This is a genomic window from Shinella sp. G-2 (genome assembly GCF_050172695.1).
GTDB lineage: Bacteria > Pseudomonadota > Alphaproteobacteria > Rhizobiales > Rhizobiaceae > Shinella.
This window is the reverse complement of sequence record NZ_JBBEYH010000072.1, coordinates 1-855: the sequence shown is the minus strand read 5'-3', so window position 1 is coordinate 855 and position 855 is coordinate 1. Positions and strand designations below refer to the sequence as shown.

The 855-nt window shown below is 58.4% G+C and carries 1 protein-coding gene; it reads left to right on the top strand.

Annotated features, from left to right (window positions below):
- Positions 1-80: 80 nt before the first annotated feature.
- A protein-coding gene (locus V8U06_RS29160) for an IS5 family transposase (protein ID WP_427143643.1) occupies positions 81-838 on the top strand; the annotation gives its coding sequence in 2 pieces (ribosomal slippage) (positions 81-423 and positions 423-838; 759 coding nt in all).
- Positions 839-855: the final 17 nt, after the last annotated feature.

Genomic DNA, 855 nt, shown 5'->3' with positions numbered 1-855 from the left:
TAGGTCGGATCGACATTCAAGATTCCCAAATCGGCTGATTGCTGATTCATAGGTTACCGTGTTGAACACGGAGAAGCTGGATGGCTGCAAAGCGTTATGAGTTGAACGATGGGCAGTGGGCAAGGATTGCATCGCTGCTGCCGGGCAAGTCTGGCGATCCGGGTCGGACCGGCTCGGACAACCGCGTGTTTATCAATGGCTGTCTTTGGGTTCTGCGCTCTGGTGCGCATTGGCGCGATCTGCCGGAGCGCTATGGCAAGTGGAAGAGTGTGCATAAGCGCTTCAGCCGCTGGTGCCATGCTGGCATATGGGAGCAGGTCTTCGAGACGCTGACGGCCGACCGTGACAATCAATATCTGATGATCGACAGCACGATCGTTCGTGCCCATCAGCAGGCAGCGTCTGGAAAAGGGGGGCCAAGGATCAGGCGCTGGGGCGCTCCCGAGGCGGACTGACCACCAAAATCCACATGCTGGCCGATGCGTTGGGTCGGCCGCTGCGATTCATCGTAACCGCAGGCCAAGTCGGCGATATCACCCAGGCGCCGGCTCTTCTGGAAGGTCAGATCGGCGAGGCTGTTCTGGCAGACAAGGCTTATGACAGCAATGCCTTACGGGAGGTCATCGCCGCCATGGGTGCCGAGGCCGTCATCCCGTCAAACCGATCGCGCAAGATCATCCTTGCGCATGACGAACGCGCCTATAAACATCGCAACCGCATCGAGCGCTGCTTCGGTCGAATGAAGCACTTTCGCCGCTTCGCAACCCGCTACGAACGCAGGGCGGTCCATTTCTCGGGCTTCATTCACCTCATCGCAGCGATGATATGGATGCAGTGAATGTCGATCCGTCCTAG